At 53.0% G+C, this 26548-nt stretch carries 24 protein-coding genes and 1 riboswitch; of the genes, 6 read left to right on the top strand and 18 right to left on the bottom strand.

The features are described 5' to 3' along the window. Positions 1 to 3: 3 nt before the first annotated feature. The 14 genes from KIB08_RS05670 to KIB08_RS05600 form a co-directional block, all read right to left on the bottom strand. Positions 4 to 1305, bottom strand: a complete 1302-nt coding sequence (locus KIB08_RS05670) for a lipase family protein (RefSeq protein WP_303990665.1) — start codon at positions 1303 to 1305, stop codon at positions 4 to 6. Next, positions 1278 to 1976: a hypothetical protein gene (locus KIB08_RS05665; protein ID WP_303990663.1), complete on the bottom strand. Its 699-nt coding sequence runs from the start codon at positions 1974 to 1976 to the stop codon at positions 1278 to 1280. The genes KIB08_RS05670 and KIB08_RS05665 overlap by 28 nt, the downstream gene beginning before the upstream one ends. A 166-nt stretch (positions 1977 to 2142) precedes the next feature. Then, entirely contained in the window at positions 2143 to 2538 is a 396-nt protein-coding gene (locus KIB08_RS05660) for a hypothetical protein (protein ID WP_303990661.1), read from the bottom strand. A gap of 23 nt (positions 2539 to 2561) precedes the next feature. Beyond that, complete coding sequence (nth, locus tag KIB08_RS05655; RefSeq protein ID WP_303990659.1) at positions 2562 to 3215, bottom strand: endonuclease III; 654 nt, start codon at positions 3213 to 3215, stop codon at positions 2562 to 2564. Between the two features lies 1 nt (position 3216). Then, positions 3217 to 4131, bottom strand: a complete 915-nt coding sequence (locus tag KIB08_RS05650) for an NAD(P)/FAD-dependent oxidoreductase (RefSeq protein WP_303990657.1) — start codon at positions 4129 to 4131, stop codon at positions 3217 to 3219. A 128-nt stretch (positions 4132 to 4259) separates the two neighbouring features. After that, a complete protein-coding gene (locus KIB08_RS05645) occupies positions 4260 to 4874 on the bottom strand; it encodes a superoxide dismutase (protein WP_438362041.1) in 615 nt (204 codons plus the stop codon). Between the two features lie 121 nt (positions 4875 to 4995). After that, positions 4996 to 6366 (bottom strand): MmgE/PrpD family protein, encoded by a 1371-nt coding sequence (locus tag KIB08_RS05640; RefSeq protein ID WP_303990654.1) that lies wholly within the window; start codon positions 6364 to 6366, stop codon positions 4996 to 4998. A 12-nt stretch (positions 6367 to 6378) separates the two neighbouring features. Beyond that, positions 6379 to 7422 (bottom strand): methylmalonyl-CoA mutase family protein, encoded by a 1044-nt coding sequence (locus KIB08_RS05635; protein WP_438362040.1) that lies wholly within the window; start codon positions 7420 to 7422, stop codon positions 6379 to 6381. Between the two features lie 132 nt (positions 7423 to 7554). Next, the gene (gene eno / locus KIB08_RS05625; RefSeq protein ID WP_303990652.1) at positions 7555 to 8838 is read right to left on the bottom strand and encodes a phosphopyruvate hydratase; all 1284 of its coding nucleotides are present in this window, start codon (positions 8836 to 8838) and stop codon (positions 7555 to 7557) included. Between the two features lie 8 nt (positions 8839 to 8846). Then, entirely contained in the window at positions 8847 to 10391 is a 1545-nt protein-coding gene (gpmI, locus tag KIB08_RS05620) for a 2,3-bisphosphoglycerate-independent phosphoglycerate mutase (protein ID WP_303990650.1), read from the bottom strand. Further along, a complete protein-coding gene (gene tpiA, locus KIB08_RS05615) occupies positions 10381 to 11133 on the bottom strand; it encodes a triose-phosphate isomerase (RefSeq protein ID WP_303990648.1) in 753 nt (250 codons plus the stop codon). The genes gpmI and tpiA overlap by 11 nt, the downstream gene beginning before the upstream one ends. Further along, entirely contained in the window at positions 11126 to 12328 is a 1203-nt protein-coding gene (locus KIB08_RS05610; RefSeq protein ID WP_303990647.1) for a phosphoglycerate kinase, read from the bottom strand. The genes tpiA and KIB08_RS05610 overlap by 8 nt, the downstream gene beginning before the upstream one ends. A 45-nt stretch (positions 12329 to 12373) precedes the next feature. After that, entirely contained in the window at positions 12374 to 13381 is a 1008-nt protein-coding gene (gene gap, locus KIB08_RS05605) for a type I glyceraldehyde-3-phosphate dehydrogenase (RefSeq protein WP_303990646.1), read from the bottom strand. Further along, positions 13359 to 14423: a sugar-binding transcriptional regulator gene (locus tag KIB08_RS05600; RefSeq protein WP_184327591.1), complete on the bottom strand. Its 1065-nt coding sequence runs from the start codon at positions 14421 to 14423 to the stop codon at positions 13359 to 13361. The genes gap and KIB08_RS05600 overlap by 23 nt, the downstream gene beginning before the upstream one ends. 201 nt (positions 14424 to 14624) lie before the next feature. On the opposite strand from KIB08_RS05600, the gene KIB08_RS05595 reads away from it, so the two are divergent. The 3 genes from KIB08_RS05595 to KIB08_RS05585 all read left to right on the top strand — a co-directional run bounded on the left by KIB08_RS05595 (position 14625) and on the right by KIB08_RS05585 (position 16710). Then, on the top strand, positions 14625 to 15041 hold the full coding sequence (locus KIB08_RS05595; RefSeq protein ID WP_303990637.1) for a GNAT family N-acetyltransferase: 417 nt from the start codon (positions 14625 to 14627) through the stop codon (positions 15039 to 15041). Between the two features lie 140 nt (positions 15042 to 15181). Next, the gene (locus KIB08_RS05590; RefSeq protein ID WP_303990634.1) at positions 15182 to 16123 is read left to right on the top strand and encodes an NAD(P)H-dependent flavin oxidoreductase; all 942 of its coding nucleotides are present in this window, start codon (positions 15182 to 15184) and stop codon (positions 16121 to 16123) included. Between the two features lie 29 nt (positions 16124 to 16152). Next, positions 16153 to 16710, top strand: coding sequence for a gamma carbonic anhydrase family protein (locus KIB08_RS05585; RefSeq protein WP_303990631.1), 558 nt, complete (start codon positions 16153 to 16155; stop codon positions 16708 to 16710). A 164-nt stretch (positions 16711 to 16874) separates the two neighbouring features. On the opposite strand, the gene rpsI is transcribed toward KIB08_RS05585, so the two are convergent. Both rpsI and rplM read right to left on the bottom strand, forming a co-directional pair. Further along, positions 16875 to 17267: a 30S ribosomal protein S9 gene (gene rpsI / locus KIB08_RS05580; protein ID WP_303990628.1), complete on the bottom strand. Its 393-nt coding sequence runs from the start codon at positions 17265 to 17267 to the stop codon at positions 16875 to 16877. Between the two features lie 19 nt (positions 17268 to 17286). After that, positions 17287 to 17727, bottom strand: coding sequence for a 50S ribosomal protein L13 (rplM, locus tag KIB08_RS05575; RefSeq protein ID WP_024049116.1), 441 nt, complete (start codon positions 17725 to 17727; stop codon positions 17287 to 17289). Between the two features lie 306 nt (positions 17728 to 18033). On the opposite strand from rplM, the gene speC reads away from it, so the two are divergent. The 3 genes from speC to KIB08_RS05560 all read left to right on the top strand — a co-directional run bounded on the left by speC (position 18034) and on the right by KIB08_RS05560 (position 23053). Continuing rightward, entirely contained in the window at positions 18034 to 20181 is a 2148-nt protein-coding gene (speC, locus tag KIB08_RS05570) for an ornithine decarboxylase (protein ID WP_303990621.1), read from the top strand. 74 nt (positions 20182 to 20255) lie between these two features. Beyond that, complete coding sequence (gene rpsD, locus KIB08_RS05565) at positions 20256 to 20849, top strand: 30S ribosomal protein S4 (protein WP_303990618.1); 594 nt, start codon at positions 20256 to 20258, stop codon at positions 20847 to 20849. A 137-nt stretch (positions 20850 to 20986) separates the two neighbouring features. After that, on the top strand, positions 20987 to 23053 hold the full coding sequence (locus KIB08_RS05560) for a transglycosylase domain-containing protein (protein ID WP_303990615.1): 2067 nt from the start codon (positions 20987 to 20989) through the stop codon (positions 23051 to 23053). A gap of 383 nt (positions 23054 to 23436) precedes the next feature. Here the strand turns inward: KIB08_RS05560 and nrdG are convergent, their stop codons facing one another. Together nrdG and nrdD are read right to left on the bottom strand one after the other, a co-directional pair. Continuing rightward, positions 23437 to 23973 carry an anaerobic ribonucleoside-triphosphate reductase activating protein gene (nrdG, locus tag KIB08_RS05555; protein ID WP_303990613.1) on the bottom strand — a complete coding sequence of 179 codons (537 nt, stop codon included), beginning with the start codon at positions 23971 to 23973 and terminating at the stop codon, positions 23437 to 23439. A gap of 7 nt (positions 23974 to 23980) precedes the next feature. Further along, positions 23981 to 26131 carry an anaerobic ribonucleoside-triphosphate reductase gene (gene nrdD, locus KIB08_RS05550; RefSeq protein ID WP_303990690.1) on the bottom strand — a complete coding sequence of 717 codons (2151 nt, stop codon included), beginning with the start codon at positions 26129 to 26131 and terminating at the stop codon, positions 23981 to 23983. A gap of 276 nt (positions 26132 to 26407) precedes the next feature. Continuing rightward, a riboswitch (SAM riboswitch) is annotated at positions 26408 to 26511 on the top strand. The last annotated feature ends 37 nt before the right edge of the window (positions 26512 to 26548 follow it).

Genomic DNA, 26548 nt, shown 5'->3' with positions numbered 1-26548 from the left:
CCTTTAGTTTCGCGACAGGAAATCGCTCTCGGCAGGAATTTGCTCTTTCCCTACCAAATAATCCGCTAACTTAGCGAAAATCGTGTATCCGCCCGAACGAAACGCTACGCTTTCCCACGTGAGCAGTTCTTCTTTATCGACGTCCCACCACTGCTCAGTGAGCGCCATACCATAATTGCGATTGGTGCTTTCCCGTTCGGGATAAATAGAAAGCGGCAACCACAGTAAATATTTGGCGCCTCGCGCGCGCGCCGTCGTCAATGCGTCGGACAGTTCCAATTCTCGGTAATCGCGCGCGATGCGTTGCGTTTCCGGTAAGACCGCCGCATAAATGGCGGTATTGCGATACGCTTGGATGATGCGCGGCGCAAGTCCCATGTCCGTTGTCAACGCGGGCGCGGCTACATAGATATCGACCGGTCCCGATGTCGGCAGGTTCGCGGAAAAGGTCCACGCCGCCTGGTAAAACGCCTCGTCCAAGAAACCGATCATCGTGTGCGGTATGCCTTGCGACGGCGTATGCAAACTCCAAGTGATCGAGTTGGGATTGCTGCGATAGCGATAATTCACCAAACGAAACAGACGCGGAATCAAATCCGCTTCCATGCGAAAATTGACCGCCGGATACTGACCGATCGCGCGGCTGCCGAAAGAGTTGACAAAATCCGGCGCGGCAAACGTAATGACCCGCATTTGCGCGAGATTTCCAGCGTCCTCGCTTACTTTTTGCAAACCGATCAAAGTGGCCACTCCGCCGCCGAGACTGTGCCCGGTGAAAATAACGCGACCGCCGTCGTTCGTGCTCGCCACGGCTTCCCTGATTTGCGGCATCTCCGACAAACGTTGCGCGGCCTCCCAATACCCCTGATGCACGGAAATCTCAGGATATTGCGGAATCGTGACCATGTCATCGCGCAGATTGGCCTTGAGATCGACTTTTCGCTCCGTTCCGGAAATGGCCACTACGTAGTAGGGATGACCTTTAATCTCTTGCGAAGCAATAATGAAACGTTCCTGTCCTGTGTCACCGGGGATGACTTGCCAACCGGTTTTTTGCAACGTGGAAACGGGCAAACCGCTCCACTCCGATTGGTACGCCGCCAATGACGCGTAGGCCGCCAGCAACACCTCATTGCTGTTGACTCCCGCTTTGCTCATCATTTCCGCGCTGCGCGAGTTCGGCGCCACGATGGAAACTTCATCCGCGGGAAAAGGCGAAAGCATCACCGCGTCATGGGCCCATGCCTGCGGTCCGATCCCAAGTAACAAAACAACTGCTAAAACGTATGCATGCATTCTTCCCATCGCGTTTGCACCTCTTCCCATTCATTTTGCCGCGCCAACCATGCTTGCGCCGTATGGATCGCGTCCGCGGTCGCGTTCCCCAACGGCAGTTGTCCCAAGAGCGCCGGCGTTAAATAACGGAAATCTCCGGCCAAAAGGGACATGAGTTGTTCCCTTACCCAATCGGTTTGAAGCGTCATCCACAACCACGCGGCGTGTTCCATGCGACGCGGGCGCATGACAAAAGCGTGTCCCGACAAATATTTGCCGGCATTTTTCTCAGTGATGATCCCGACGCGGTACAGGTCTTTCGTAGCGGCGATGACAATATCCCCCGAAGCGAGCGGTCCCACAGCTTCACCCGACATCGATTCTTCCCGAGCCGTCAGCGGCCACGGTCCGTCGTTGAGCGCCGCCGCCAAAGTGACGCCCCCGTCAGGTATCGGTCGCGTCGGCAAAAGGTCGGCATACTGTTGCAATGCGGTTTCCGCTTGATCCGCTTGCCACGTTGCCGGTGAACGAATTTCTTTTTCCCATCGCCCGTCACTGAAACGCGCCATGCCGTAACGTTTTTTCTGCGTAGGATCCGGATGACCGATCCAATACAGTTTTTCATCATCGGCTCCGTAAAGGTACCACGCGCCCGTCGGCAGTTGCTCTCGATCACGAACGCCGTCAAACAAAAGCCACATATATCTGCGATTCCGCGATGCCCAGTGCGCGAAAACACTCCACCCGTTCCTGCCGTTGCATAATATCCTCACTTTCTCGACTGCCGTTGATGATTACTATTGTACGAAAGTGCCGGCAGGCTGTCAAAACGCAAAAAAGGCCCGAAGGCCTTTTACAATGCGTAAATCACATAATCTGAATGCCGCGGAATTCCAGTTCCGGCGACAGCATGATGACGACCGAGTTGCCGGCAAACATTTCACCGACATCATAGTAAATCAAAACGCCCTCATTCTGTTGCGCATACACGGCCGCGACGTTTTGGAGTTGCGGCAATATTTCTTCTACGGTCGCCGGCGCTTCGTTCACTTCCAGCCAATGCGCATTTTTAAGACTCACAATCGCGGGAGCAATGTCATCGATATGCGAACGATTGGCCACCAGCCAATTCCAAATCTCGTCCGCATACGCCTGCGCAGCGTCCGCCTCCGTTTCGGCAAACGGTTCCACTGTCAGGAGAACAGGTCGACCCGCCAACACTTTTTCCGTGATAAAGCCCGGCTCTACATACGACCAATTCATGCATCATCCCCCCTTATTCGTTATTATACCGAATCGGCAGATTCTTGTCGAACACCGATCGGGCAAACATGGCGCAGCGGACAACTTGCGCATAACGGCCGACGCGCTTTACAGACAAGCCGTCCGTGCCAAATGAGCCAATGGTGCGCTTGCGACCATTTTTCGCGAGGTATATTGCGCTCCAGTTTGCGTTCGACGGCGGTGACGTCTTTGCCCCGCCCCAATCCTAACCGATTGGCGACGCGAAAAACATGCGTGTCAACGGCAATCGCCGGCTCGTCATAGAGAATACTCACCAGCACATTCGCCGTTTTTTGTCCGACCCCCGGCAACGTCATGAGCTCTTTTTTTGTCCGCGGAACTTCCCCGTGATACTCTTCCAAAAGTCGCGTGCAAGTAGCTAATAAATGTTGCGCCTTGCTACGAAAGAGACCGCAATCGCGAATTTCTTCTTCCAGTTCCGCCTGTGTGAGTTGTCCCATCTTCGCCGGCGTATTGAGCCGCGGAAAAATCCGCGCGGTAATTCTATTCACACGCTCGTCGGTGCACTGCGCGGATAAAACGACAGCGACCAACAGCTCAAAGGGCGAGTTGTAATGAAGCGCCGTCTTACGATCTTTATACGTCGCTTCCAAAATCGCCAACTGCTCTTCGCGAATCGCCTTCGTAACGCGCATCTTACGCCTTATGCAGCAGGTAATCGTGCGCTGCCAACGCGGCTTTCGCCCCGTCAGCGGCCGCGATCACGACTTGGCGATGCGGATAATCCGTGTTGTCGCCGGCGGCAAAAAGCCCCGGTAAGTTGGTCGACGTGTCACGTTCCACTTTCACTTCGCGATTGTCGCTTAATGCCAACTCCTGCGGCACGAAACCGGTGTTCGGTTCGCCGCCGATTTCGACAAAGACACCGTCCAGCGGCAATTCCGCAACTTCGTCGGTATCCGTATTTTTCAACTTCAGCGCGGATACTTTTTTATCGCCGATAACCTCCAAGGGAATGTAGTGATGCCATTCTTTGACCTTGCCCGTAGCCTGCATTTTGGAAATTAAAAGCTCTGTCGCGCGCAACCGACTGCGAATCAAAATATGCACTTCGGAAGCGATCCGCGCCATTTCAATCGCCGCCTCGACGGCGCTGTCCCCGCCGCCGACAATCGCGACTCGTTTGTTGCGATAAAAAGGACCGTCACAGGTCGCGCAATAGCTTACGCCGCGCGCGGTCAAGGCCTCTTCGCCCGGAATGCCGAGCGTGCGGCTGCGTTGTCCCGTGGCGATAATAGCGGATTGGCCGCGATAGGTTTCGCCATCGGAAGTAACGGCGCTGTAATTCCCGTCTTCATCGCGCGTTAATTGATCCACGCGCCCCGTGATCCAATCAATCGGATATTTTTTCGCGTGATCCGTCATTTTTTGAATCAGCTCATACGCCTCGATGTCCGGAAAGCCGAGGTAGTTGTCGATGTCTTTGGTGAGCGTCATCTGACCGCCGATCAGTTCCGCGATCACGCCGACTTTCAATTCTTTACGCGCCGCATACATCGCTGCGTTCAAACCAGCCGGACCGCCGCCGATAATTAATACGTCGTACATCATAAAACCTCCCTGATAAGTTTTATTTATATCGAATATTTTCGTTTCTTCTTCATTATACTCATTCTCGTTTATTCGAGCAAGTCCCCGCACAAAAAAAGCATGCCTTGCGGCATGCTTTTCAGCGTGACTTATTTTTTCGCAGCGGCGAATAATTCGTTCACAAATTTCCAGTTGATTACTTTGAAGAAGTTATCGACATAATCCGCGCGTTTGTTTTGGTATTTCAGATAGTACGCGTGTTCCCAAACGTCGATGCCGAGCAAAGGTTTCTGTCCGTCAGCCAACGGGTTATCCTGGTTCGGTGTGGACACTACCGCGAGTTTCTCTCCGTTCCAAACCAGCCATGCCCAACCGCTGCCGAAACGTCCGGTCGCCGCGGCTCCGAATTCTTTTTTGAACGCGTCGAACGAACCGAAATCTTTTTCGATCTGTTCTTGGATCGCGCCTTCCAGTTTGCTGTCTTTGACCGGGGCCATCATCTGCCAGAAAAGGCTGTGGTTATAGTGACCGCCGCCGTTGTTGCGGATAGCCTGACGAACTGCTTCGGGCGCTTTTTCCCAGTCGGCGACAATCTCTTCGATATCTTTCGCCGCCCATTCGGGTGCTTTTTCCAACGCTTTATTCAAGTTGTTCACATACGTATCATGATGCTTATCATGATGGAACTGCATCGTTTCCTTGTCAATCACCGGTTCAAGTGCATCATATGCGTAAGGTAATTCAGGTAATGTAAATGCCATTATGGTTAGCTCCTTTCACAACTACTGCGAATAGTAAGTGTCACATCTACATTATAACCTGAAAACGGCAAATTGACTACTAATTTTTTCGATATAGTTTTTTTCTAACCTGCCCACTTTTCTTTTACTTCGTGCTTAACGCAATTTTTTGCAACACCTCACCGGGGTCATTTTCCGTATCGAGATGCAAAATAAGTTCCGCGATTTCAGCGGCGGCTTTCGCGCCGATAATCGGAACGGCGAGACCGTCATATTTCGCGCGAATTTCTTCGATGGTCATGGTATTGGCGGGGTCGCCTTTCGGATATTCAACGAGCTTTGCCAGCGTCTCCCCGTTCTTTTTGACAATGCGTACACGGGATGCCAGCTTAGTCGGATCGTCCGCTTTGATTTGTTCGATTTCCGCCGAACGTTCCACTTTGATTTTTTTCATCACGTCGCGAATGGCGGTATCTTCGATCCCTTGCGGCGTGAAATGTTCGATGCCCACTTCACCGTAAACTAACGCGCAAGCCAGGCAGTATTGAATACTGAATTTGCAACCGTACGGTGTTTGCGGCGTCGCATTATTGATCAAGCTGTCCGTAATATCATTGACTTCCACGGTAATTTCCCTCATCTCTGCCAAATCGCATTCCTCGCGCAAGCTAATGCCCGCGAAAACAGCGGCGTGCGCGTGCTTACAGCAGGCATACGGTTTGAACGAATTCTCGTCAATTTTGAATGTGCCGTTGCCGAGGCCGTCGGTCAATTTACTCCAATGCGGATCGGGGGAAAGCGCTCTGCAAAATCCCTTTTCGCCTTCCAAAATATGCGTGGCGCCGGTAAAACCGCGGGCGGAAATGTAGGCGGATAAAACGCCCGCGTAAGAGGCTTTGCCCGCGTGAATCGGTTTGCTCATCGCGGCTTCCGCCACAAACTCCCAAAGTCCCGCCGCCTGCGTGCCGGCGGTGCCGAGGTTATACAACATTTGTCGGTCATTCAAGCCGAGCGCACGGCCGGCCGCGGCCGCCGCGCCGAAAATTCCCGCGGTGCCCGTCGTATGCCAGAAATGGTACGATTCCGGAATGATCGTTTCCCCGACGCGGGCGCCGACTTCGTAGCCCGCCACTACCGCGGTAATGAGATCCCGACCGCTTTTGTGCTCGGCTTCCGTCACCGCCAACGCAGGCGGCACGACGACCGTCGCCAAGTGAATAATGGAGGCGTTATGCAGATCGCCGAAGTCGAGCGAGTGTGAGGCCGCTCCGTTTAAGAGGGCCGCGTCCCAGGCGGCGGTGCGCAACAACGGAGAAGTCAGCACCGTCGCCTGATCCGCGCCGGTATTTTGCCCCAAGATCGAGAGTAAAATTTGAATCGGCGTTTCCTGCGAGCCGCGAATGCAAACGCCCGCCCAGTCTAAGATGCATTTTTTCGCATTCTGCACAGTCTCTTCCGCCAAGTCTTTATATTGTAACCTGGCCGCATAGCCTGCAAGCTGTTTGGTCAAGTCCATACGGATCCCTCCTTAAAATGCCGGATGATCCTGATGATATTCACCGAATTCTTCGCGCAAAACGCCACAGATTTCACCGAGCGTCGCATACGTTTTAACCGCTTCAATCAGACACGGCATAATATTTTCTTCGCTGCGCGCGACTTTACGAACATTGGCGAGCGCTTTTTCGACAGCGGCGTTGTCGCGGGTTTCTTTCAATTTTTTCAGTTTGGCCATTTGCCGATCGCCGACGGCCGGATCGACTTGCAACAGTTGCGTGTGATGTTCTTCATCTTCTATGACATATTTATTAACGCCAATGACAGTGCGTTTGCCGCTTTCAATTTCCTGCTCATATTCAAATGCGTGGGTTGCCATTTCCTGCTGCATGTAACCCTGTTCAATCGCCGCGACCGCGCCGCCCATTTCATCGATCTTATGAATGTATTCGCGAGCTTCGCGTTCAATTTGGTCCGTCAAGGTTTCCACATAGTACGAGCCGCCCAGCGGATCGATGGTATCGGCAATGCCGCTTTCAAAAGCGAGCAGCTGCTGTGTACGCAGCGCAAGCGTTGCCGACGCGCGCGTCGGAATCGATTCCGCTTCGTCTTTAGCGCACAAAGCGAGCGATTGCGTACCGACCAAAATGGCGGACATGGCCTGCCAGGCAACGCGGATGATATTGTCGTCATCCTGCTGCGCGGTCAATACGGAGCCGGCGGTATGGACATGGAAACGCAACGCCAGCGTAAACGCGTGCGCGAGATCCACCGGCCCGTGACCGCCGCCGGCCAATGCGTGTTCAACATATGCTTCCAACAAGGGTCGGTAAGCCGGATGCTCGCAGTGCGTGATAATTTCGCGCGCCCGTTCAATCGGTCCCATGCCTCGGGTATCGGCTACGCCCTGCTCGGTGATGAAGATCTGGCTGTCGTGCTCCGTGTGATCGACGTGGCTTACCATCGGCACGACTTTGGAAATCGCGCCTGCGCGATCGTGCCCGAACAGGAAGCGGAAAACTTTTCGAATGAAGTCTACTATACGGCGCTGGATGTGCCCGATCTCTATGTGCAAAAAAGCATCGTCATCGTGCGAGACCGACCGCTCACCAAAGTGGCGCAAAACTTTTTACAATTTCACAATCTGACGCTCGCCGAGCCAAAAAAAAAAGAACTGCCGCAACGGCAGTTCTTTTTTTATAATAATTTATTTTTTCAAGTGCGCGAAGATATCTTGACCGCCATAAAGCGACAAGCCTTCCAGTTCTTCTTCAATGCGCAACAGTTGGTTATACTTCGCGACGCGATCAATCCGCGCGGGCGCGCCGGTTTTGATTTGGCCGGCGTTGACCGCGACGGCGAGATCGGCAATCAACGAATCGTCCGTTTCACCCGAACGGTGCGAAATCACCGTCGTGTATGCGGCGCGTTTGGCCATTTGGATGCATTCCATGGTTTCCGTAAGCGTACCGATCTGATTGACTTTGATCAAGATCGAGTTGGCGATGCCTTCCTGAATGCCTTTTTCCAAACGAGCGCTGTTGGTGACGAAAAGATCGTCGCCGACGAGCTGAATTTTTTGGCCCAGTTTCTGCGTGAGATGTTTCCAGCCGACGTAATCCTCCTGGTCCATGCCGTCTTCGATCGATACGATCGGGTATTGGCGAACGAGGTCCGCGTAGTATTCAACGAGTTCTTCGGCGGAACGTTTCACGCCTTCGCCGACGAAATCGTAAACGCCGTCTTTGTAAAATTCCGAAGCGGCTGCGTCGAGCGCGAGCACGATATCTTCGCCCGGGCGGAAGCCGGCGCGTTCGACAGCGGTCAAAATCAGCTGGATCGCCGCTTCGTTCGACGCCAGATTCGGCGCGAAGCCGCCCTCATCCCCGACCGCGGTAACGAGTCCCTGTTCTTTCAGAACGACTTTCAACGTATGGTAAATATCGGCGCCCATGCGCAAGCCTTCGGCGAAAGATTCCGCGCCGACCGGCATAATCATGAATTCCTGAATATCGACGTTGTTATCCGCGTGCATGCCGCCGTTCAAAATATTCATCATCGGTACGGGCATTTCGCAGGCGTTGATGCCGCCGAGATAACGGTAGAGCGGCAAATGGCAAGCCGCCGCGCCCGCGCGGGCCACCGCCATGGAAACGCCCAGGGTCGCGTTCGCGCCGAGTTCGCTTTTATTATCCGTACCGTCTAAACCGCACATGATCGAATCAATCAAAACCTGTTCGGTCACCGGCAAGCCGATTAATTCCGGCACGATGCGTTCATTAACATGTTCGACCGCTTTTTGCACGCCTTTGCCTTGGTAACGGCTCTTATCGCCATCGCGCAATTCCAGCGCTTCAAACACGCCGGTAGACGCGCCGGACGGAACGGACGCGCGCCCGCGGGTACCGTCATCGAGCAATACATCCACTTCCACTGTCGGATTGCCGCGCGAATCCAAAATTTCTCTGCCGTGAATATCTACAATCATCATAGGTCCTCCTAGTCCAATAGTGACCGGCCTGTCATTTCGGCTGGCACGGATATTCCCATTAATGTTAAAAGCGTCGGCGCCAAGTCGGCCAAGATGCCGTCATGGAGCGCTTTATTTTTATTCTTTTCGCTCAGCAATACGAGCGGTACGGGGTTCGTCGTATGCGCGGTGTTCGGGCCTTGCGTAGCCTCGTCCCACATGCGTTCCGCGTTCCCGTGGTCAGCGGTAATCAGCATTTCACCGCCCTGCGATTTCACTTCTTCCCAGAGCGCCGCCACACATTTGTCCACGGTGCGTACGGCTACCTGCGCCGCCGCCAGCACGCCGGTATGACCGACCATATCCGCATTGGCGAAATTCAAAATGATCGCATCGTACGTACGCGCGCGCAATGCTTCCAGTAATTTTTCCGTCACGATATACGCGCTCATTTCCGGCTGCAGATCATATGTCGCCACTTTCGGCGACGGCACTAAAATACGATCTTCGCCCGGAAACGGTTCTTCGCGACCGCCGTTGAAGAAATACGTCACATGCGCGTATTTTTCCGTTTCGGCGATGCGCAACTGGCGTAAGCCCGCTTTGCTCACCAATTCGCCAAAAGTATTTTGCGGCTGCTCCTTGCGATAAATCACGGGTGTATGGAAGGACGCTTCGTACGGCGTCATCGTGATGAGTTCCAAGGCCGGCACCCGCGGTCGCTCAAAACCCGCGAATTCGGTTTCGGCGAGCGCCGCCGTCAATTGCCGCGCCCGATCGGGACGGAAATTGATGAAAATGCCGCCATCTTTCGGCTGCATGGTAACCGCTTCACCGATCCGTGTCGGCAACACGAATTCATCCGTTTCGCCGCGTTCGTACGCGCGCTGCAAACCTTCCGCCGCCGTCGGCGCGATCGTTCCTACGCCCGCGGTCACCAAATCATACGCGAGACGCGTGCGTTCATACCGTTTGTCTCGATCCATCGCGTAGTAACGGCCGCACAATGTGGCGATGCGTCCGCAACCGATTTTTTGCATTTCTTCTTCCACATGCGCAAGCGACGGTCCCGCACATTTCGGCGGCACATCACGTCCGTCTAAAAACGCATGCACGTACACCTCTTTAATACCATGCTCGTGCGCCGCTTTGACGCACGCCAACAAATGCTCTTCGTGGCTGTGCACGCCGCCCGGTGAAACGAGGCCGAGAAGGTGGAGCGCACCTCCCCTTGCGGCGACTTTTTCGAGCAGTTCGACAAGCACCGGTTTCCGGAAAAATTCGCCCGAGGCGATATCGCGATGAATCCGCGTCAAATCCTGAAAGATGATCCGGCCTGCGCCGATATTTAAATGACCGACTTCGGAATTACCGATTTGCCCCGCCGGCAATCCCACTTTTTCACCTGAAGTGGTGAGCGTCGCGTGCGGATATTCTTTCCACCACTGCGGAAAATGAGTAATGCCCGACGTTTGAATCGCGTCATACGGATCGCCGGGTTTACCGATGCCCCATCCGTCCATAATAACCAGCATCACCGGTCCGCGGTCGGAAGATACTCCCTCATTTTTCATAATTAACCACCGCGGCGAAATCATCGGCCTTGAGGGATGCGCCGCCGACCAAGGCCCCGTCAATGTGCGGCGCCGCCATCAGCGCGCTGATGTTGTCCGGTTTGACGCTGCCGCCGTAAAGAATGCGCACCGCTTCCGCCGCATCGTGGCCGGCGATGGTCTCAATCGTGACGCGAATAAGACGGCAGACTTCATTCGCCTGCTCAACCGTCGCCGTTTTGCCCGTGCCGATCGCCCAGATCGGTTCGTACGCCATGACAAGCGTCGCCACTTCCTCCGCGGACAGATTAATCAACGCCGCTTTGACCTGGCTTTCAATATGACCGCGCCATTCGTCCTCTTCCCGATGCCGAAGCGTTTCACCGACGCAAATAATCGGCGTTAAGCCGTGATCGAGCGCCGCTTTCGCTTTTTTATTGACGCGGGGATCCGTCTCACTGAACAGTTGACGACGTTCCGAATGGCCCAAAATGACATATTCACAGCCGACCGATGTCAACATGGTCGGGGATATTTCACCGGTAAACGCTCCCGATTCTTCCCAGTACATGTTTTGCGCGCCGAGTTTAAGCGGGGTGTCCGCAATTCGTTCGCCGACCGCGGCCAGCGAAATAAACGGCGGGCACAAAATGACTTCCGCCCGTGTCGCAAGTTCTTTGCCGACGAGTTCCTCCGTAAGTTCACAAGCCCGGGACAGATCCGTATTCATTTTCCAGTTTCCCGCAATAATAGGTTTACGCATCGATGCCCTCCTTTTTCTGCGCGAGGCAGGCAATACCCGGCAGAGGTTTACCTTCCAAGTATTCCAAGGAAGCGCCGCCACCGGTCGAAATATGAGAAATTTGATCCGCCACGCCGCTTTGGTTGACAGCTGCTACACTGTCGCCGCCGCCGACGATCGAATAGGCGTTGCTTTGCGCGACCGCGCGGGCAAGCGCCTGCGTTCCTTTGGCAAAGGCCGGGAACTCAAACACGCCCAGCGGACCGTTCCAAACGATAGTCGCCGCATCACGAATCGCCGCTTCATACGCCGCCACCGTGTCCGGTCCCGCATCCAAAATCATCTGATCGCCGGGTACATCCGCGACCGGCACGATCGTCGGAGTCGCCGCCGCGGAAAATTCCGGAGCGACTACCACGTCCGTCGGCAACAGCAGTTTGGTTTGATGTTGCGCCGCCGCTTTGATAACCGCCTGCGCCACATCGAGTTTATCTTTTTCAACGAGTGACGTGCCGATTTCGTATCCTTGCGCCAACAGGAATGTATTGGCCATGCCGCCGCCGATAATGACGGTATCCGCCAATTCCACAAAACGTTGAATCACGCCAATTTTATCCGACACTTTCGCGCCGCCGATAATCGCCACGAACGGACGTTTCGGATTCTTGGCCGCTTTGTCGAGGTGTTCGATTTCTTCGTGGAGCAGTAAGCCCGCCGCCATCGGCAAATATTCGCTCACGCCGACCACGGACGCGTGCGCCCGATGCGATACGCCGAAAGCGTCATTGACCGCGAGATCCGCCAGCTCCGCCAATTGTTTGGCAAAGTCCGGATCATTTTTCGTTTCTTCTGCATGAAAGCGTACATTTTCGAGCAGCAACACTTCGCCCGCGGCAAGTTGCGCCGCTTTTTGCTTGGCTTCTTCGCCCACGCAGTCCGCGGCAAATTGCACCGGGGTCCCCAAAAGCTCAGACAAATGCGCCACTACCGCTTGCAGCGAAAGCGCCGCTACCGCTTTGCCTTTCGGGCGTCCCAAATGCGCCGCCAAAATGACGGCCGCACCATGCTCGCGCAGCCATTGAACGGTCGGCACCGCAGCGCGCAAGCGCGTAGCATCCGTAATTGTGCCGTCATCAGCGAGCGGTACGTTAAAGTCTACACGCACGTAAACTTTTTTGCCCGCCACATCAAGATCCGTCACTTGTAATACCGGCATATTGCCTCCTTAGTAAAAGAAGGCCGCAAAATGCGGCCTTTACCATTATAAACCTTGCTTACCGATGTAGGATACGAGATCCACCAAGCGGTTGGAATAGCCCCATTCGTTGTCATACCAGGAAACCACTTTCACCATGTTTCCGTCGATGACCGAGGTCAAGAGACTGTCGACTGTCGAGCTGTTCGGGCAACCGTTGTAGTCGCTGGAAACAAGCGGTTTTTCCGAGTAACCGAGGATGCCTTTGAGTTCGCCTTCCGCCGCTTTTTTCAGCGCCGCGTTGACTTCTTCGACTGTCGTGTTTTTTTCGACTTCGCAGGTCAAATCGGTAATCGATACATTCGGTACCGGTACACGCATAGCGAAGCCGTTCAATTTGCCTTTGAGTTCCGGAATCACGAGAGCGATCGCTTTCGCCGCGCCGGTGCTCGTCGGGATGATGTTCTGCGCGGCCGCGCGGGCGCGACGCATATCTTTATGCGGCAAGTCCAGCAAACGCTGGTCGTTCGTGTACGCATGCACTGTGGTCATGAGACCTTTTTTGATCCCGAAGGTATCATGCAATACTTTCGTAAACGGAGCGAGGCAGTTCGTCGTGCAAGACGCGTTGGAAATGACATGATGCTTAGCGGCATCATATTTATCCTGGTTAACGCCCATGACAATCGTAATGTCTTCGTTTTTCGCCGGCGCGGAAATCACAACTTTTTTCACCGTTTCATGCAAATGTTTTTTCGCATCTTCCGCATTGGTAAAGCGACCGGTGGATTCAATGACTACTTCGGCGCCGTTTGTACCCCAGGGAATCTTCGCCGGATCCAGTTCCTGAGTGACTTCGATTTCTTTCCCGTCAATGACAAGCGCGGAGCCTTTGATTTCAATTTTCGCATCGATTTCGCCATGCACGGAATCGTACTGCAGTAAATGCGCCAATGCTTCGATGTTGCCCGGATCGTTGATCGCGACGATTTCCACTTCCGGGTTGTTCATCGCTACGCGAAATACGTTTCTGCCGATTCGTCCAAATCCGTTAATCCCGACTTTTGTTGACATGAGTTTGCCTCCTCTGGCTGTTCACTATTTGATAAATTGCCTGTGCGGCGCCTTCGTCCGTGACCAAACGGCCATGTACTCCGGCCCGCGCCATCGCCAAAATCGCGGCCGCTTTTTGCGACCCGCCGGCGACCAAAACTACATCCGGCACGCTTCCGAGCTCCTCTAACGTCAGCCCGACATTGTGCCGGCAATACACAATTTCACCATCGGCTCGCGCATAATACCCGAGCGTTTCACCAACCGCGCCGCCGGTCATCAGCGTCGCGCGTTCCGCCGGCGGAATTTGACGCAAATCCGCCATGCGTGCCGCATCACCGATGCCCATGATCAAAAGATCCGCACGATGAATCAGTGCTTCCACTTCCCGCAAGCTTTTATCCTCGCGCCGCAGGATGTCAATCAATTCCGGAGAAAATCCGTCCGGCACGTGCAGCATGCGATAGGTTCCGCGCGTTTTCCGCGCCACCATCGCCGCAATCGTGTTGGCCTGCGTTTCGAGCGTTTCGCCGAAACCGCCGCGAGCCGGCACCACAGTTACTTTTGCCGTGCTCTCCGGTAACGCTTTGGCCACCAAGGATAATGTCGTACCGCCGGAAACGGCGACCACCAAATCATCCGCTAAATAGCGGGCCACCAACAGCGCGCCTTCCTGCGCCAGATTGCGTTGCACGGTGCGATCCCTTGACGAATCGCCGCGCACAATCCGTACTTCTTTCATCGCCAAAATTTCCACCAGTTCACGCTCCAGTCGCTTGACTGATTGGCGCGTACGGAAATAGGCGGCTAAATCGACCAGCAGCTGTTCACCGCGTCGAGTCATGGAAATACCGGCAGGAGTGACGGTCACTAAGCCGTTCGCCTCGAGCTCGGCGGCAAGATTGCGCACCACCCGCTCGGTAAAGCCTGTCGCATCCGCAATGGCGCGGCGTCCGATCGGTGCTTGCAACGAGACTTCTTTGAGAACGGCGTACCGGCGTTCCGCTTCGGCAAAAAGTTCCGGAACCAAACTCACCAATACGTCTTCTTTCGTCGCAATCACCTCGCTTGCCCGCGGGACAAATTTTGTCCAACCGTGGTAAAAAAATCTTTCCGCATTCATTGTAGCAAAAGAAATCTCAAGACGCAACGACCAACCGAAGCGCTCTCCCTTTTCCCGATATTTTCCGGAATCCCAAAGCCGATTACGAAAATACCGATTCGTTTGTTATACTTACATCGGAAAATGCAAAGGAGCGATACGATGATTACTGTCAATGCCACATTGCCTGCCGAAGCACGTAAGCTGCGGGAGGATGTTTTTATTCATGAGCAGGGCTTTCAGAACGAGTTCGATGAAACCGACCAATGCGCCCGCCATGTGATCTGTCGGGAAAATGATCGCGCGGTGGGCACCTGTCGTTTTTTTCCGGCGGAAGAGGCCGGCACCTACTACATCGGTCGGATGGCCGTCGCCAAAGACCATCGCCATCAACAGTTAGGCACCCTGATTTTGGAAGCTGCGGAGAACGCTATCAAAAAACTGGGCGGCACAAAAATCATGCTTTCCGCGCAAGTGCGCGCCCAAAACTTTTATTTGCGCAACGGTTATACCGGCGATCTCGAAGAAGTTCATATGGACGAAGGGGAGCCGCATCGTTGGCTGTATAAAGAGATATGACGTGTGAAAATTTTTATTTCACTATGCGTAATTCGCAATCTTATTGTTGTATTTTCATTGAACGCATGATATTTTTAGCTCATAATTTAGTTCATAATTAAGTTATAAATAGAAAACATTCATTATAAGGGGGAAATGGTATGAAAACGAAACTGACCGAGCTGCTCGGTATCCGATACCCGATTATTCAGGGTGCCATGGCCTGGATCTCCGAATCGACTCTGGTAAGCGCTGTTGCGAATGCCGGCGCCACCGGCGTGATTGCGACCGGCGGTCGTTCGTCGGAATGGATTCACGAACAGATTCGTAAAACGAAGGAATTAACCGGTCATCCCTTCGGCGTGAATTTGATGTTGCAGGCGCCGAATAAAGATGAAGTGCTCGAAATTATTTGCGAAGAAAAAGTTGCTTTCGCGACCATCGGCGCGGGCAATCCGGTGCCTTACTTTGAACCGTTGCATCGTGCCGGCGTTAAAGCGATCCCGGTCGTGCCGAACGTCAAACTCGCTAAACGCGTGCAGGAAAAAGGCGCCGACGCTTTGGTCATCGAAGGCTTTGAAGCAGGCGGTCACGACGGCATGCAAACGACGATGGCGCTCATGACAAATGTCATTCCGGAAATCGATATTCCGATCATCGTCGCCGGCTCCATTGTCGACGGTCGCGGTATGGCGGCGGCTCTCCTGATGGGCGCCGACGGCGTGCAGATGGGTTCGCGCTTCCTCTTAGCCGAAGAGTGCAAAGTCCATCAAAATTCGAAAGACGCCATCATCGCCGCCACCGATACGGATTCCGTCATCACCGGTTTTACGCGCAACAACAATGTCCGCGGTTTACGCAGCGCATTCACGGACGAATACTTGCGTCTCGAGCGCGAAGGCGCCGCCGATGAGGTTCTCACCGCTCTTTCACGCGGCACGAATCGTCTCGCCGCGGTCGACGGCGACATGGTAAACGGTGTGGTGCAAGTCGGCCAGGGCTTGAACCGTTTGACCAAGATCCAACCGGCGAAAGAAATCGTAGATGAAATTATTCATGAAATGACGGAATGTTTGCAGAACGCCCCGCAATTACTGAAATAATTTTTGAAAGCAAAGGAAAGGAAGTTTCTATGTATACCTATGATGGAGATGCGTTCCAGGGCGTTTCGCCCGCCTTGCATGAAAACGTCTATGTCGCGAAAGGCGCTCAAATCGTCGGCGATGTTCGCGCCGATGAATGGAGCAGCTTCTGGTACAACGCGGTAGCCCGCGGTGATGTCGATTACATTTCCGTCGGCAAATATTCCAATGTACAGGATCTCGTCTGCCTGCATGTGGCGAAAGGTTACCCCTGCATCATCGGTGATTATGTTACTATCGGCCACAGCGCGGTCGTTCACGGCGCCACGGTCGAAGACCATGTGTGGATCGGCATGGGCGCTAAAATTTTAACCGGCGCGCATGTCGGCCGCGGTTCGATTATCGCCGCCGGCGCGCTGGTTCTGGAGAACCAAGAGATTCCGCCGAATTCACTCGTCGTCGGTGTGCCGGGGCGCGTGGTGCGCACGCATGACCAATGGGACAACATTCACAGCCAGGCGATCAAGTACAAAGACGAGTGGACGGTCCAATACAATCTGTATCCGGACGCGCCGGGTGAAAAACATCACGGCGAAACGATCATCTGACCACAAAAAAAGAATCTCCGCGGAGATTCTTTTTTTATATCTAACCATCGGTGCCGCGCCGGCCGTATGGCATTTGTTGTTTCCATCAATCCGGTGCCGCCTTTGCCCGAAATATTTTCAGATAATAAAAAACCCTGCCTCGGCAGGGTTTTATTTGGTACCAATTAACGTTTCGAGAACTGGCTTGCTTTACGCGCTTTTTTAAGACCGTATTTTTTACGTTCTTTCATACGCGGGTCACGAGTCAGGAAACCTTCTTTTTTGAGCGCTTTGCGGAAATCGGCGTCGACTTCCAGGAGCGCGCGGCTGATACCGTGACGAATCGCGCCGGCTTGACCGGTCGTGCCGCCGCCGTGAACATTGACCAAAACATCATACTGGTCGGTGGTGTTGGTCAGTTCGAGCGGTTGTTTAACGATCAGCTCGAGTGTCTTCAAACCGAAGTATTCCGACATCTCACGATTGTTGATCATGATTCTGCCTTGGCCCGGAACAAGACGAACGCGGGCAACGGATTTCTTTCTACGACCTGTGCCGTAGTATTGTGCTACTGCCATTTACGGTTCCTCCTTCCGGTTAACGAATGTTCAACTCAAGTACTTCCGGTTGCTGTGCAGCATGCGGATGTTCCGCGCCGGCGTATACTTTTAATTTACGATACATATTTTCGCCCAGCGAGTTCTTCGGCAGCATGCCGCGAACCGCCATTTCAATAACCTGTTCCGGCCGACGTTCCAAGAGCCAGTTCAGATGAATGAAACGGCCGCCGCCCGGATAACCGGAATGACGGAAATATTTTTTCTGTTCTAATTTTTTACCCGTAACAACGACTTTCGCCGCGTTAATGACGATCACGAAATCGCCCGTATCTTGATGCGGTGTGTAAGTCGGCTTATGTTTGCCCCGCAGGACTTTCGCGACTTCGGCAGCTAAACGACCGAGCGTTTTGCCTTCCGCGTCAACGATGTACCATTTCCGCTCAATGTTGCTCGGATTGGCCATAAACGTAGTTTTCATGCGTAGAATTCCTCCTTATCAAAATCGAAACGTAAACGGTTATCCTTTCCGGGGCTAATGGGTAGGACAAAAGTTCACTCGTATTATTTTAAGCGTTAGGATCCTGTTTGTCAAGAAATTTTCATTACAAACTCGTATTCCTGCTGTTTTCATAATAATGTAAATATAATAACGAATTTTTATGACCGAGTAAAAACTTTGCCACGCAGATTTTTATTTATCGCATGGGCGCGATTTTGCGCCGGCGGTAAATTTTCCAGTATCAATGAAAGCAAATTTTTCTACCATTACAGAAAAGAGGCTCGTATGATTATTTCCCAACTTGCTGTCAGTCCCGCACTGCGAGAGTTATTTGCCTCCGCTGCCGTTACTTTTGTCAATCCGGCGCAGGCGGATCCCGACGCTTTCGCGGCCGTTGTCTTAAGCGCGAAGGATCAGTCGATCGCCCGTCGCTTTCAAGATGTCGACGACCTGCCTCGTTTTATTGTGGACAGTGACGCGCCGCATTTTATACGCCTGTGCAAAGACCAAGTGAGCGAAGTGGTACTCGCGGCCGCGAAACGATTTGAACAAGGTTTATTGCCGCCTTTTGTCGCCGCGATGATTGATTATACCGACGGCGATCAGACATCCTTTGCGACCCCCGGCCATCACGGCGGCGAATTTTTCCGCCGCACGCGCGCCGGTCGTCTCTTCTATGATTTTTACGGCGCCAATACCTTCCGCAGTGACCTTTCGTCTTCGGACGGTTACCTGGGCGACATGTTGACCCACGACGGTTTCGCCGCGGCGGCGGAGCAGCATGCGGCCGAAGTGTTTCACAGCGACCGTACCTACTTCGTCTTAAACGGTACCTCAACGGCCAATAAAGTCTGCGCGACGGCGCTGCTGACTCCCGGCGATCTGGTGCTTTTCGATCGCAACAATCATAAATCCGCGCACCATGGCGCGCTGGTGCTCGCCGGCGCGACACCGGTGTATTTGGAAGCCACGCGCAATCCGTACGGTTTTATCGGCGGCATGCCGGCGGCCGCGCTGGAAGAAAACGCATTGCGGGAGCGTATCCGTAAAATCGCTGCCGCTAAAGCGGATCTGCCGCGACCGTTCCGTCTCGGTATTTTTCAACTCGGCACGTACGACGGGATTTTGTACAACGCCCGTCAAATCGTAGAAAGCGTCGGCCAACTATGCGATTACATTTTATTTGATTGCGCCTGGGTCGGCTATGAACAATTTTTGCCCATACTCGCGCCGATGAGTCCTCTCACCTTGGAGCTCGGTCCGAACGATCCGGGGATTTTGGTGACGCAATCCGTGCACAAACAGTTAGCGGGATTTGCGCAAACTTCGCAGATTCATAAAAAGGATAATCACATTAAGGATCAGGCGCGGCACGTCAATCACGACCGTTTCAATGACGCCTTTTTGTTGCACGCGTCGACGTCACCGAACTATCCGCTTTTCGCTTCACTCGATATGAATGCGAAAATCCATGAAGCCCCATACGGCGAACAACTTTGGCGCGATGCCGCCACCGTAGCGACCGATGCCAAAAAAGAAATATTGAAACGCTGCCGATATTTCCAACCCTTTGTGCCGCCGACCGTTGACGGTACTCCCTGGCAAGATATCCCGACTGACGTGATCATCTCCGATCGCCGCTATTTCGTCATCGATCCCAACGCGTCCTGGCACGGCTTCAGCGGCCTTGCCAAAGAGCAATACGCGCTCGACCCCTGCAAAATTTTATTGTACACTCCGGGTATTTCCCTTCGCGACGGCACGTATGAAGAATTCGGCGTTCCGGGCAGTATCGTCTCGCATTACCTGCAGGAGCACGGCATGACGCCGGAAAAAAGCGATTTGAACTCGCTGCTCTTTTTGATCACTCCGGCGGAATCTCCCGCCAAGTTGAGCCGGTTGGTCGATTTGCTCGTGCAGCTGGAAAAAGCCATCGAGGAAGACGCCCCCGTCGCCGATGTGCTGCCCCGCGTGGCGGCAGCCTATCCGGATATTTACCGCACGCGATCGATTCGCTGGTTGTGCCAAAAACTGCACGATTTTTACAAAGAAGCGAACGTCAGCCAATTACAACGTAAGCTGTTCGCGGCTGAATATTTACCGCCGGTCGCCCTGTCCGCCGCCGAAGCCACGCTTGCGCTCCGCCGCAATCAGGCGCGCGCGCTGCCGCTTCGCGAACTTTCGGGCGAAATCGCATTGGAAGGCGCGCTGCCGTATCCGCCGGGCATTTTCACCATCGTCGCCGGGGAACGTTGGACGGAAACCGCCGTCGAATACTTTACGGTTCTCGAACGCGCGATGCAAGCCCTGCCGGGATTCGCCCCCGAAATTCAGGGCGTGCATCAGCGCCAACGCGGCGACGGCGCGCCGGAACTGTACGCGTATGTGTATGAAGCGCCGCCCAAACCTTCCCGACGTGCAATTTATGATTGACACGAAACAATATTCATGGTACACTTGTAAAGCTTGTAAACAAGCTATTGCCAAATTTGTAAAGGAGTGATTGCATGGCAACAAATCGGAACGCACGTTTTAAGGCGAGCCGACGGTTTGACCTCAACATCTACGGTCATCCGAAAGCGTTAAAACGGCAGTCCAAAGAGCGCCGCCCGCGTAAAATCTCGGAATACGGCACCCAGCTCTTGGAAAAACAGAAAGTTAAAGCGATCTACAATTTATTGGAACGTCAGTTCTACCGTTACTACGTCAAAGCGCGTAAAATGGAAGGCATCGTCGGTGAAAACCTTCTCTTCCTCCTCGAAAGCCGCCTGGACAACCTCGTCTATCGCATCGGCTTCGCGCGTTCGATCCGTCAGGCTCGCCAGATGGTGAACCACGGCTTGATCCTCGTTGACGGCAAACGCGTTGACATCCCGTCGTATAACGTAACCCCGGGTCAGGTCATCTCGTTGAAAGAAGATCAACGTGCCAATGAAATGTTCAAAGCCAGCTTCCAGGAAGTTCGTTCCTTCGAGCTGCCTTATATAGAAAAGAACTTCGACAAATGGGAAGGCACTTACACCCGTCTCCCGCTGCGTGAAGAATTGCCGTTCGCGAACGACATCAACGAAACGCTCATCGTCGAATTGTACAACAAGTAAGAATTGGCAAAACCTCCCTTGCAAAGGGAGGTTTTTTATTGTTGACAGTATATTTTCCTCTCCTTGATCTGCAATTTATAAAAGATGCCATTAATGGTATAATAAATAAAAATGTGAATAATTAAAAGGAGGCATTTATGCGACATTCGAGCGCGCGCGCAAGGAAACGGAAAAAGCGCGGTGCAAATAAAAGTACGCTCATTATCGCCGCGATTATCGCGCTGGTCATTTTTCTGGGCGCCGGTTGCGGATTTATCGGCGCTACCATCAGCAATTTGCCCGATGTGCAGCAAACGGATACCCCGGCGGCGTCATCGCAGATTTTTGACATCAAAGGTCGCCTGATTACGACCATTCATGCGGAGGAAAACCGGTTACCGGTTTCGCTGGATCAGGTCCCCGAGAATTTGCAGCATGCCTTTTTGGCGGCGGAAGATATCCGTTTTTATGATCATCACGGCATCGATCCCCGCGGCATCATGCGCGCGATCTTTGCCAACATCACGCACAACGGCATCGCGCAAGGCGGCAGTACCATTACGCAACAGCTGGCCCGCAACGCATTCCTGACGCAAAATCGGACTTTGGAGCGTAAATTCCAGGAAGCCATTTTGGCGTTGCAGATCGAACGCGAATACACCAAACCCGAAATCTTGCAAATGTACATGAACCAGATTTATTTTGGTGAAGGCGCCTACGGGATTCAGACAGCGGCCAATATTTATTTCGGTAAACCGGTAAGCGAACTGGATTTGGCGCAATGCGCTCTCCTGGCCGGTTTACCGCAAAGTCCTAACTACTACTCCCCGTTCAGCAATTTGGAAGCGGCGAAAACGCGACAGGCTACGGTTTTGAATCAGATGGCCAAGTACGGCTTCATCTCGCAAGAAGACGCGGACGCCGCCAAGGCGGCCGATTTGGGCTTGCGCTCACAGGAAAGCCTGAAACAGATTCGCGGCTCCCGCGCTTCCTATTTCATCAGCTACATCGAGCAGCTGATCAGCGACAAGTACGATGCGGAAGCGCTTTATAAAGAAGGCTTGAAAATTTACACGACGTTGGATCTGGATATGCAGGAAGCGGCGGAACGCTCGCTGGAAGCGAATCTGCCGGACTTCTACACCGACGCCAACGGCTTGCGGCAACCGCAAGGCGCTATCGTCGCCATCGATCCGCACAACGGCCATATTCTAGCGATGGTCGGCGGACGCGGCACGGACCATTTCAACCGCGCCACCCAAGCGGTGCGTCAGCCGGGCTCGGCATTTAAGCCCTTCGTCTACATCAGCGCCGTGGAAAAAGGCATGACCCCGGGCACGATCGTCGACGACTCGCCGGTCACAATCGCCGGTTGGAGTCCGCAAAACTACAGCCGTACATTCAGCGGTAAAATGACATTACGTCAGGCCTTGATGAATTCCGTCAATGTGCCGGCCGTCAAAATCGCGCAGGAAGTCGGCATGCATAATATCCTCGCCAATGCAGAAAACATGGGCATCAGCACGCTCGTCTTCAAGGGCGGCAACAATGATGAGAACCTGGCCGCCGCCTTGGGCGGGTTAACGCAAGGCGTCATTCCGCTCGATATGGCATCGGCGTACGGCGTGCTGGCCAACGGCGGAGTGCATATGGAACCGCTGGCGATCATTCGGATTGTGGACCGCAACGGTAATGTATTGGAAGAAAATACCGCTAAAGGCACGCAGGTCATCAGTCAAAAAACGGCGTACATTGTTACGAATATGCTCGAATCCGCCGTCTTGCACGGCACGGGCGGCAATGCGTACATCGGTCGTCCCATGGCCGGTAAAACCGGTACAACAGACGAAAGTAAAGACGCGTGGTTTGTCGGCTATACGCCGGACGTCGCCGCGGCCGTTTGGATCGGCGATGACTTTGACGGAACCTTGCAGGGATTGACGGGCGGTACCGTTCCGGCGGCCATCTGGCGTGACTTTATGCATGCGGCCGTCGCCGACATGCCGGCCAATAGTTTCCCGACGCCGGCGGGTGTCGAGGGAATCGCCGCGGAAGGTTTTTACCAGCCGGCCTCGGAATCTGACAAAAAAGACGAAGATAAAGACAAGAAGGATAAAGACGGCAAAAAGAAAGATAAAAAATCATCCGCTAAGAGTGATAACGACGACGGTGATGAAACACCGGAACGCGTGCCCGGAAAAGTGAAAGGCGCGGGCAACGAGTAAAAATCTTTTCGTAAAGAGCTCCTTGACCTGAGCGTTTATAAATGGATTCAAAGAGTTTCAGGTAGTACATACAGCAAGAAAAAAGGCGCTATTGAAAAATAGCGCCTTTTTTGATCTAGTATCCTATCACACGTTTCCAACTAGAATATATGGTTCGTGCCACCATTCTATGCGCGTTTATTATAGCACAAAGAAGGCAAGGGACAAACTGTTATTTGATGATCCTCAAGAGCTTTTTGATTCGTTGCGCTTTTGCGCTTCATCATTCGTTATCGGTAAAGCACTTGAAAAGCGTAAATTCACTCGTATTGCTCAATAACTTCTTATGACCAGATATTTTTATTCTCACAACAAAAAAGACGGCGAAAGCCGTCTTTTTTTGATTAAGTATCCGCTGTCGTCGTAATCGGACGATGCGTGTGAATATCCCGATGCAATACTACTTTTCCTTGCAAAAGAGATTCTCCGATCGCGATGACGCGCTGATTTGACGAGCCGCGGAAACGCAACGCGGGATCGCGCAACGCGTCCACGAAACGCCCGTCAACGAGCACGTCACACAGACGCAGAAGCGATAATCGAACGGGATCACTGATAATCTCTTCCCAGGTGTAGCCGGAATACACCCAAATGTTTTTTTGCGGCTGGGCCGCCCGCACGGCGCGCACGACCTCGATCAGTCCCTCGACATTTTGCATGGGCTCGCCGCCCAAAAGGGTCAGACCCGCCACATTCGGGTCATTGATGTAGTCGACCACCGTCGCGGTTTCCTTGTCCGTCCAAAGGTTACCGGCCTGAAAATTCTGGTATTCGACGTTGAAGCAATTCGGACAATTGTGAGTGCAGCCCGTGACAAAAATGCTTGTCCGAATGCCTTCACCGTTGGCAATATCGTAGTGCCGGATTTGTCCGTAACGCATGCGCGCCTCAGATATGGAGGACGCGGTCACGGATTTCTTTCGTGCGACCTTCGTTCCAGAAGTTTTCACCGAGGTAACCGCATGTCCGACGGATGACAGTCAACAGATTGCGATCGGTGTTGTGGCAACGCGGGCATTCCCACTGGATGTCGTCATTGACTTTGACTTCACCGTCAAAGCCGCAGACATGACAGTAATCCGATTTGGTATTAAATTCCGCATAGCAGATATTGTCGTAAATAAAGCGCATCATCGTCAGTACCGCATCGACGTTGCCGCTCATATTCGGAATTTCCGCATACGAGATGCAGCCGCCGGTCGAAAGTTTTTGGAATTCCGATTCGAAACAGAATTTATCAAAGACGCTGATCGGTTCGCGTACGTCCACGTGGTAACTATTGGTGTAGTAACCTTTATCCGTAATGTCTTCGATTTCGCCGAAACGCGCGCGGTCAATCGACGAGAAACGGTTGGTCAGGCTTTCCGCCGGTGTGCCGTACAGAGAGAATCCCAAACCGGTCTGTTCCTGCCAGGTATCGACCGCTTCACGCAGACGGCGCATCAGGCGCGCGGCGAACGCGTGACCTTTTTCGCCGGTATGCGATTCGCCGGTGATGAGTTTGGTCGCTTCATACACGCCGATGTAGCCGAGGGAAAGCGTGGAATACGTATTCTGCAAGTACGGATAAATCTTTTCACCCGGTTTGAGGCGAGCAATCGCGCCATACTGCCAATGAATCGGCGACACGTCGCTCACGACATCTTTCAAGAAGTCATAGCGCAACATCAATGCTTTGTAGCAAAGTTGCAGACGTTTTTCCAAAATTTCAAAGAATTTTTCTTCCGAATGTTCCGCCAAAATACCGATTTGCGGCAAGTTCAGTGAAACGACGCCCTGATTGAAACGGCCGTCCCAAACGTATTCGCCTTTTTCGTTTTTATACGGGCGCAGGAAGGAGCGGCAGCCCATCGGCGAAAAAACATTGCCTTCATAATTTTCGCGCATCTTTTTCGCGGAAATATAGTCCGGATACATGCGCTTCGCGGTGCATTTCGCCGCGAGTTCCGTGAGATAGTAGTACGGCGCGTCCGGCGCGATATTGTGCTCATCGAGCACGTAAACGAGTTTCGGGAATGCCGGTGTGATGTAGACATTCTGCTCGTTTTTGACGCCTTCTAAACGCTGCGCCAAAATTTCTTCCGTAATCATCGCCGCTTCTTTGGCGTATTCGTAATCCGGTTGGAAATACATGCACAACGTAACGAACGGCGCCTGGCCGTTGGTCGTCATCAAGGTATTGATCTGGTACTGGATCGTCTGAATGCCGTCTTTTACTTCTTTACGGGTACGTTTCCAAGCAATCGCTTCCGCTTTCTCCTGATCCGGTTCCATTTCATAAATGTCGCGCTGTTCTTCGAGCACGCTCTTGAGAATTTTATTGAACGATTTACGCACGAAAGGCGCCAGAATCCGATCAATGCCGTTGATGCTCTGTCCGCCGTACTGGCCGCTGGCGACCTGCGCAATAATCTGCGTCGTTACCGTACAGGCGACTTGGAACGATTTCGGTGAATCGATCTTTTTCCCGTTAATGACGGTGCCGTTGGTAAGCATGTCTTCCAAATTGATCAGACAGCAATTGAACATCGGCTGAATAATATAGTCCATGTCATGGAAGTGAATCGCGCCGCTGTCATGCGCCTGCACGATATCGGCGGGAATCAGTTTGCGGCGGGCGATATCTTTCGATACTTCGCCGGCGATCAAATCGCGCTGCGTCGAAACGACCTGCGCGTCTTTGTTGGAGTTTTCATCCAAGACTGCGATATTGCTTTTATTTAATAAACCGAAAATACTTTCATCGGTTGTATTTTCATGACGTTTGAATGCCTGTACCGCTTTATAGTTTTCGTACGCACGAGCCGTTGCCGGATTGTGGTTCTCAATGAGTTTATAATAGACCTTATCTTCGATTTCATAAATCGTTAAAGGCTTTTCCTGCTGACGTGCTTCCTGTTCGATTTCCCAGGCGATTTTGTCCGCCTGACCGATTTCATACACGCCGCTCGAGCTGTTCATTGCTTTTTCAATCGCGATCGTAATTTTCGACCTGTCAAAAACAGTTTTGTCGCCGTCGCGCTTGATGACTTCCAACATAGTACCGCTGCCTCCCTCATATTGTATCGGCTTTCTCACAAGCCGCCTCTTCAGATTTGAGTATACTACATATTGTAGTCTGGGCGCAATCCTAAAAGCAGATTATTCAATATGTAGCGCTCGGCTAAAATCCCCTTTAAGCCCGAAACGGTCGCATTTTACGCTACTTGAAACAGTCCTATACAAAAAACGCAAGGAGTCATCTCTAAATTACTGTTTGACATTCATTCTTTCATAGTGCTATAATCAGCGTTAATCAACAACGAAATACACCACTTTTCATCCAGAGTGACCGAGGGACCGGCCCAATGACGTCGCGGCAACCATCTCTACACGGAGAACGGTGCCAATTCCGCGGGAGTGATCCCGAGAGATGAAGTCGACCGGCTCTTCATCTTTTGGTGAAGAGTTTTTTAG

This window comes from Negativicoccus succinicivorans (genome assembly GCF_018372215.1).
Taxonomy (GTDB): domain Bacteria; phylum Bacillota; class Negativicutes; order Veillonellales; family Negativicoccaceae; genus Negativicoccus.
This window is presented reverse-complemented; position numbering and strand designations above follow the sequence as displayed.

Bases quoted from the DNA above. Each gene is read 5' to 3' on its own strand.
- KIB08_RS05670 (WP_303990665.1), bottom strand. From the start codon at position 1,305: ATGGGAAGAATGCATGCATACGTTTTAGCAGTTGTTTTGTTACTTGGG.
- KIB08_RS05665 (WP_303990663.1), bottom strand. From the start codon at position 1,976: ATGTGGCTTTTGTTTGACGGCGTTCGTGATCGAGAGCAACTGCCGACG.
- KIB08_RS05660 (WP_303990661.1), bottom strand. From the start codon at position 2,538: ATGAATTGGTCGTATGTAGAGCCGGGCTTTATCACGGAAAAAGTGTTG.
- nth (WP_303990659.1), bottom strand. From the start codon at position 3,215: ATGCGCGTTACGAAGGCGATTCGCGAAGAGCAGTTGGCGATTTTGGAA.
- KIB08_RS05650 (WP_303990657.1), bottom strand. From the start codon at position 4,131: ATGATGTACGACGTATTAATTATCGGCGGCGGTCCGGCTGGTTTGAAC.
- KIB08_RS05640 (WP_303990654.1), bottom strand. From the start codon at position 6,366: ATGGACTTGACCAAACAGCTTGCAGGCTATGCGGCCAGGTTACAATAT.
- eno (WP_303990652.1), bottom strand. From the start codon at position 8,838: ATGATGATTGTAGATATTCACGGCAGAGAAATTTTGGATTCGCGCGGC.
- gpmI (WP_303990650.1), bottom strand. From the start codon at position 10,391: ATGAAAAATGAGGGAGTATCTTCCGACCGCGGACCGGTGATGCTGGTT.
- tpiA (WP_303990648.1), bottom strand. From the start codon at position 11,133: ATGCGTAAACCTATTATTGCGGGAAACTGGAAAATGAATACGGATCTG.
- KIB08_RS05610 (WP_303990647.1), bottom strand. From the start codon at position 12,328: ATGCCGGTATTACAAGTGACGGATCTTGATGTGGCGGGCAAAAAAGTT.
- gap (WP_303990646.1), bottom strand. From the start codon at position 13,381: ATGTCAACAAAAGTCGGGATTAACGGATTTGGACGAATCGGCAGAAAC.
- KIB08_RS05595 (WP_303990637.1), top strand. From the start codon at position 14,625: ATGATTACTGTCAATGCCACATTGCCTGCCGAAGCACGTAAGCTGCGG.
- KIB08_RS05590 (WP_303990634.1), top strand. From the start codon at position 15,182: ATGAAAACGAAACTGACCGAGCTGCTCGGTATCCGATACCCGATTATT.
- KIB08_RS05585 (WP_303990631.1), top strand. From the start codon at position 16,153: ATGTATACCTATGATGGAGATGCGTTCCAGGGCGTTTCGCCCGCCTTG.
- rpsI (WP_303990628.1), bottom strand. From the start codon at position 17,267: ATGGCAGTAGCACAATACTACGGCACAGGTCGTAGAAAGAAATCCGTT.
- rplM (WP_024049116.1), bottom strand. From the start codon at position 17,727: ATGAAAACTACGTTTATGGCCAATCCGAGCAACATTGAGCGGAAATGG.
- speC (WP_303990621.1), top strand. From the start codon at position 18,034: ATGATTATTTCCCAACTTGCTGTCAGTCCCGCACTGCGAGAGTTATTT.
- rpsD (WP_303990618.1), top strand. From the start codon at position 20,256: ATGGCAACAAATCGGAACGCACGTTTTAAGGCGAGCCGACGGTTTGAC.
- KIB08_RS05560 (WP_303990615.1), top strand. From the start codon at position 20,987: ATGCGACATTCGAGCGCGCGCGCAAGGAAACGGAAAAAGCGCGGTGCA.
- nrdG (WP_303990613.1), bottom strand. From the start codon at position 23,973: ATGCGTTACGGACAAATCCGGCACTACGATATTGCCAACGGTGAAGGC.
- nrdD (WP_303990690.1), bottom strand. From the start codon at position 26,131: ATGTTGGAAGTCATCAAGCGCGACGGCGACAAAACTGTTTTTGACAGG.